The organism is Oscillibacter sp. ER4, from assembly GCF_000765235.1.
Taxonomy (GTDB): Bacteria; Bacillota; Clostridia; order Oscillospirales; family Oscillospiraceae; genus Hominicoprocola; species Hominicoprocola fusiformis.
The window spans coordinates 1-5,886 of sequence record NZ_JPJG01000098.1 but is presented as its reverse complement, the minus strand read 5'-3'; the positions used below and the strand labels follow the sequence as shown (position 1 = coordinate 5,886).

At 55.4% G+C, this 5,886-nt stretch carries 8 protein-coding genes and 1 pseudogene; 5 read left to right on the top strand and 4 right to left on the bottom strand.

The features are described 5' to 3' along the window. Window positions 1–473: 473 nt before the first annotated feature. Entirely contained in the window at window positions 474–1,253 is a 780-nt protein-coding gene (locus tag NI20_RS0112750; RefSeq protein ID WP_052084705.1) for a hypothetical protein, read from the bottom strand. Between the two features lie 49 nt (window positions 1,254–1,302). Here NI20_RS0112750 and NI20_RS0112745 point away from each other — a divergent pair, with 49 nt between their 5' ends. From NI20_RS0112745 to NI20_RS0112735, 3 genes are all read left to right on the top strand, one after another. Further along, a complete protein-coding gene (locus NI20_RS0112745; RefSeq protein WP_033121768.1) occupies window positions 1,303–1,815 on the top strand; it encodes a YqeG family HAD IIIA-type phosphatase in 513 nt (170 codons plus the stop codon). Window positions 1,816–1,957: 142 nt separating this feature from the next. Beyond that, entirely contained in the window at window positions 1,958–2,524 is a 567-nt protein-coding gene (gene efp / locus NI20_RS0112740) for an elongation factor P (RefSeq protein WP_033121767.1), read from the top strand. Window positions 2,525–2,585: 61 nt separating this feature from the next. Then, window positions 2,586–3,011 (top strand): CD1247 N-terminal domain-containing protein, encoded by a 426-nt coding sequence (locus tag NI20_RS0112735; protein ID WP_033121766.1) that lies wholly within the window; start codon window positions 2,586–2,588, stop codon window positions 3,009–3,011. A 75-nt stretch (window positions 3,012–3,086) separates the two neighbouring features. Here the strand turns inward: NI20_RS0112735 and NI20_RS16065 are convergent. The 3 genes and pseudogenes from NI20_RS16065 to NI20_RS0112715 form a co-directional block, all read right to left on the bottom strand. Then, window positions 3,087–3,575, bottom strand: a pseudogene (locus NI20_RS16065) (CPBP family intramembrane glutamic endopeptidase). Window positions 3,576–3,611: 36 nt separating this feature from the next. Beyond that, the gene (locus NI20_RS0112725; protein ID WP_033121764.1) at window positions 3,612–3,851 is read right to left on the bottom strand and encodes a hypothetical protein; all 240 of its coding nucleotides are present in this window, start codon (window positions 3,849–3,851) and stop codon (window positions 3,612–3,614) included. Window positions 3,852–4,176: 325 nt separating this feature from the next. Then, window positions 4,177–4,362, bottom strand: a complete 186-nt coding sequence (locus tag NI20_RS0112715; RefSeq protein WP_033121762.1) for a hypothetical protein — start codon at window positions 4,360–4,362, stop codon at window positions 4,177–4,179. A 221-nt stretch (window positions 4,363–4,583) separates the two neighbouring features. Between NI20_RS0112715 and trxA the strand changes: the two genes are divergently transcribed. Then, window positions 4,584–5,342: a thioredoxin gene (gene trxA, locus NI20_RS14350; protein ID WP_052084703.1), complete on the top strand. Its 759-nt coding sequence runs from the start codon at window positions 4,584–4,586 to the stop codon at window positions 5,340–5,342. Further along, a complete protein-coding gene (locus NI20_RS0112700) occupies window positions 5,339–5,536 on the top strand; it encodes a hypothetical protein (RefSeq protein WP_033121761.1) in 198 nt (65 codons plus the stop codon). The genes trxA and NI20_RS0112700 overlap by 4 nt, the downstream gene beginning before the upstream one ends. Window positions 5,537–5,886 lie beyond the last annotated feature (350 nt).

The window sequence follows — 5,886 nt, the reverse complement described above, 5'->3', positions numbered from 1 at the left end:
GCTTCGCCATGAATCCCTGCGAGTCGCGACCTGACAGCAACCGCGCCTTACTGTCGTGAGGCGCGAGTGACGTTTGCTCGGCGGCAGACTGCTTACCGAATGCGGCATTGCTGCGCTCGCCGCATTGTGGAGACTGGCGGTAGACGGAAATTAGTCCGCACTCCTACAAGATAGGCAGAGCGGCACCCGCAAGGGGTGTGCCGCATCCGTAAGGCGTCAGAGCCGCCAACGGCTGCGCAACAGCGGATGATAGGAGCGAGCCAAATCGTATAGCAACACTAAACGCGGCAACGCCGCGCTATGGGCAGTGCAATCGGCAAGCATTGCAGCTCTTCGAGCTGCTCGCTTACAATGTGAAAACCTTTCTCTTGAGGGATTTAAAGGGGGCCATTCTCTTTCACAAAAGAGAATGGCCCCCTTTGCCCCGTGCAGCGCCTGCGGCGCTGCTATCCCCCCGCGGCGCGCTGCGCCGCTCAAAGCTCCGGTAAAAGATCTGATATCTCCGGAAACATGAGAAACGCCGTTTGAATGCCTAAATTCTGCGCAAGCTTGACCTTTTGCCGCAAGGTCTCTGCATCGTCAAACAGCACGAAGTGCGTGCCATTTCCCGCGGAGTAGGTGAAATACTTCGCCATCAGCTCGCGGGAAAAATAGACGGACGATGGATGCTTTTCCCGCAGGGCGAGCAGCTCTTCGCGCGTGAGCGGTGTGCCGCAGCCGGAGGGACAGGGGAGGGGAAAGTCCATCATTACGCGTTCCAAGTCGAGCGCCAGACGCTCCGCGCCATAGCGGCAGGCGGTTTCCTCCAGCAGCGCGCGCAGCGACCCGCCGGAAAGGCCAGTGCCGACGAGGAGCGCTGCGCCCTCGGCCGGGAGCGAGAGGGGGCAGTAGAGCGCCATCCCCCGCGTACTCAGGCGGGCGGAGAGACGCGAGAGAAACGAAAGCCGGTCAGAATACGGATTGGTCTCAAAGTCCGCCAGCACGCCCTGAAAGCCGCGCTTGACGCATTCCGCAACGATGGTGCGGCAGAGCGTGTCGATGCGTGGGATGGCCCCGGTGCAGCGGTCGGAAAGGCCCATGAGCCCGCCGCGCGGGAAGGCCGTTGCGTCGCAGCGCGTCAGGCATCCGCCCTGACCGACGGCATAGGCCACGTGGACGAGCGGCAGTGCGGGCCTTGAGGCACACTCAGAGAGCGCCTTTGGCGTGATGGCGAGGTAGGTGAGCAGAAAAATCCCCCCTTGTGAAAAGCGCATTCGGCGCGTATAATAACCGTAATACTTTTATGCGCGATGGGAGACCGATATGCTCAGATTTCTTTGCCCGCAATGGGTGTTTGACAATTACGAGGCCGTGACGCCGGAATTTTTGAAAGAGCATGGCGTGAAGCTGCTCCTCGCTGACCTCGACTTCACGCTCGCGCCCAAAAGCCAGAGCGAGCCGGACGAGTCGCTCACGTGCTGGATCGGCGCGCTGAAGGAGGCGGGCATCGAGTTTGCGATTTTGTCGAACAATAGAAGCCCCGTGCGCGTGGAAAAGTTCTGCAAGCCGCTTAAAGTCGGCTACGTCGGCCACGCGGGCAAGCCCGGCACGCGCGGCTTTCACGAGGCGATGGCGCGCTACGGCGTGAACGCGGGGGAGACGGCAATGCTTGGTGACAAGCTGCTCACCGACACGCTCGGCGCTCGGCGCAGCGGCGTTCTGATGCTGATGGTCGAGCCGCGCGGCGGCGCGGTGGGTGCGTGGAACCACGTGCTGCACGCCCTGCAGCAGCCGTTCAAGGCCGCAAGCGCGCACGACGAGCGGAAAAAGCACTGAAATTTGCAAATTTCACCCACAACATCAAGAAAAACACTTGCATTGCCGCACTATATGCGGTAAAATACCATAGGTTTAGAACCGATACTTTGTGAATTTGAGGATAGCGATGATATCCTCGGGAATACAGGAGGAAATAGTTATGGCAACGATTACCGCTGGTGAGTTCAGAAACGGTAAAGTATTTGAAATGGAAGGCAAGTACTATCAGGTCGTCGAGTTCCAGCATGTCAAGCCCGGTAAGGGCGCGGCCTTCGTGCGCACCAAGATGAAGAACGTCGTCACCGGCGGCGTGACCGAAACTTCTTTCAACCCCACCGCGAAGTTCGAGGAAGTGGCCATCGAGCGCAAGAACATGGAGTACAGCTACAATGACGGCGATCTGTACTACTTCATGGATCAGGAGACCTATGATATGGTTCCCCTGAACCGCGATATGCTCGGCGATGCGTTCCGCTTCGTCAAGGAGAACACGATGTGCATGATCCTGTCCATCAAGGGCAATGTCTTCGGCGTCGAGCCCCCCAACTTCGTTGACCTTGAGGTCACCGAGACCGAGCCGGGCCTTGCCGGCAACACCGCGACCAACACCCTCAAGCCCGCAACGCTCGAGACCGGCGCGGAGATCAAGGTGCCGCTGTTCATCAACATCGGCGACAAGATCCAGATCGACACCCGCACGGGCGAGTATATCGGCCGCGCCAAGTAATAGACATTAAGTAAGCAGCAACAGGAAAATCGTAGTTCCGGTAACAGAAAGGAGTTTTACGATGGGTATTTCTGAAAAAGTCGCGTATCTCAAGGGCCTGATGGAAGGCATGAACCTGAATGCGGATTCCAACGAGGGCAAGCTGTTCCTCGCGATCGCCGACGTTCTTGACGAGATCGCTCTCGAAGTTGAAGACCTGACCGACGAGGTCATGGAGCTCGGCGACGGCCTGGACGTCATCAGCGACGACCTCGGCGACGTGGAAGATATCGTCTATGATGAAGACGAGGACGACTACGAGGATGAGGAAGACGACGAGGACGACGAGGAGGAGTGCTACGCCACGACCTGCCCCGAGTGCGAGGAGGAGATCTTCTTCGACGATTCCGTCCTCGAAGACGGCAAGGTCGAGTGTCCCAACTGCGGCGCGACCCTCGAATTCGATCCCGCCGACCTTGTGGAAGACGAGGAAGAGAAGGACGACTAAGCGTCTGAAAACCGTATAAAGTAAAGGACCGCCACAGCAGGAAACTGCTGTGGCGGTTTTTGCTATTTTGTGAGGTTATGAAGCGGTGTGCTTCGTCTCCACTGTGCTCTTGTCAATGATCAGGATAACAAGGGACACAAGGAACATGATCGCCAATGCGATCTCGAGCACGGAATTCATGCTTGCGAGCAGGGAGGCATCCTTCCACTCGATGTAGGATGTCATATTTGTGGGGATATCATAAATGAAATGCAGCAGCATGGGAATGACGATGTTGCCTGACTTGAGATAGATGACCGCAAAGGTAAATCCGATGGCCCTTGACAGAAAGAAAGCGGAGGTGCTCTAACCGGTTACCACATGAGCCGCCCCAAAGACAAGAAAACTGACAAAAGCATAGAGCAGGCGGCTCCAAACGCTTTTATTCCCGTGGAAATATCCTTCCAAAATGAGGAAGCGGTAATTCAGTTCCTCATAAAGGGCAGTCGTGAGCTGCTGCAATAGGATCCTTGCGAAAAACAGCCCTGCTGAAATTCCCCTGCATCCGACATAGACGGCGGCCACGTAGCACAGCAGAAATACGAGAAAACCGAGACCCGCTTACATGGCGATCTTGCTGTTATGAAGGCTTAGAATTTCCCTTGTCGTTTTCCCGTACAACCGTGTTCCGAGCATCAGGATGATGACTCCGAAAGCGGCGCGCAGCATACTGCTGAGCAGATACCATGGAATGCCAGACACAAAATTCACGATGAGTATCGATAACATGAGGAATGCTGCGCCCAGCACGACGGCCCAGAGGATTCCGCTAAATCGTTTATCCCATAGTAATCTCTTCATGCTACCATCCTAAAAGTCTGCGATGGTCTTTCGGCATCCAATGCATAAAAAGGTCGTCAGCCAGTTTTCTTCGTAGATCGCGCCAGTGCAGTCGGGGGAGACCAGAGTTGCGCCTGCGTATTCCATGCTTTTTTGTGTACAGCATAGGCGCTTTACAGCCGTTGGGAACAAAGTAGTTATCCCCGCAGGTGCGGAGCTTGCCCTGCTGCATCTCTTTGCCACAGAATGGACACTTCACGGTGCGTTCCTCCCTGAAAATCTCTTTTTGTTAAGGCTCGTTTTTCGCAGCTATGCGGTCATGCAGGCCCGCAAAAATAAAGTGGGCCTATGAGTCCTTCACGGGAGCAATCAGCAGTACTGCCATTATGAAAGCATACAAACCGTACAGGCAGCGGGTAACGGTGACGCTCAAGAGACAAGTTGCTTCCGGATGGGTCAATGCATATGCCACAAAAACAACGGCGATCAGCAGCATCACTGACCCGATGGTTCTGCAAACCTTCTTTTTCATGCGGAGATACTCCTTGCCAAATTTTGATTTGGCGGGGAAAGAGTCTCTGCGATATAAAAATCATAGCATGAGGATAATGGAATGGCAAGATAAAGTAGACCCGCCTACGGTTTGTTTACAAATTTCCGGTTGTACGGCGCGCGAAAGCGTGGTAAACTACCTCATAGCAACGAGCGGAGGCGCTGCCGCCGAAGCAATAGACCGGAAAGGAAGAACATACTATGAAAATTGCAATTCCCTGCGAGAATGGCGAAGTGATGCAGCATTTCGGCCATGCCACGGAGTTTACCGTTTACACCATCGAGGATATCAAGCCCATCGAAAAAGAGACCGTCACGTTTGACGATACCAACCACGAGAAGGTCGCGGGCGGGCTCAAATCCCGCGGCGTCGATCTCGTCATCTGCGGGAATATCGGCGAGGGTGCGCACGCCGCCATCGACAACGCGCATATGCTGCTCATTTCCGGCGTGACCGGAAATGCCGACGAGGCGGTCGACAGCTTCCTCCAGGGCAATCTGGAGCTGATGACCGGCGACAGCAGCGCGAGTGCCGACGGCTGCGGCGCGGGCTGCGGGGCCGGATGCAGTGCATGCGGCGGTGGCTGCGTCGGTTGTGGCGGCGGCTTCCACGAGCCGTACGTCGAGACGCGCACGTTCACCGATATCGTCACGCTGACGGAAGAAAACTTCCAGACTGAGGTGCTCGACGATCCGGGCCTCATCATCATCGACTTCTGGGCCGAGTGGTGCCAGCCGTGCAAGATGATGGCGCCTGTCTTTGCCGAGCTCAACGGGGAAGAGGACAAGGTCAAGTTCTGCAAGGTCAACGTCGACGAGCAGCCGAACCTCGCTTCGATGTTCGGTATCGACTCCATCCCGACGCTCGCCGTCGTGCAGGACCGCCACACGCTGAGCGGCATGGTCGGTATGCACGATAAGGCCGACATCAAGGCGATGCTGGAGAAGTGCAAGGCATGAGAATTCGATACAACGAAGACGCGGAGGTCGTCGCCCGCCTGCGCGCCGCGCTCTTAAAGCGCGATTTACAGTGCCCCTGCCGCTTGCAGAAGATCGAGGACAACGTCTGCATGTGCAAGGAGTTCCGCGACCAGATCGCTGACCCCGAATTCGAGGGCTACTGCCACTGCCGTTTGTACTACAAGGAAAAGTAAAAATTGGTTATAGACCTATGGTATTGTACCACACGTCTGAAAAAAGCACCGCCCAAGGCCGGCTCCGCATAAGAAAATATGCGGTTTTGCCTGCACCTTTTTGGCTGAAATACGACCGAAAAAATCTCCCCATTGAACTGCACCCCATTTGTTAGACAGTATGGTATACTACCTAACAAGTGGAGTGTTTTGCTATGCCAAAAGGAGTACCAAACAAACGATATACGCCGGAGTACAAGAGAATGGTTGTAGAAACCGTGAAAAAAGAACATCTGAGTATCTATGCAGCGATGCAGGAATTTGGAATTAACGACCATAAAATTATAGAGCGCTGGGAACGCATTTATTTG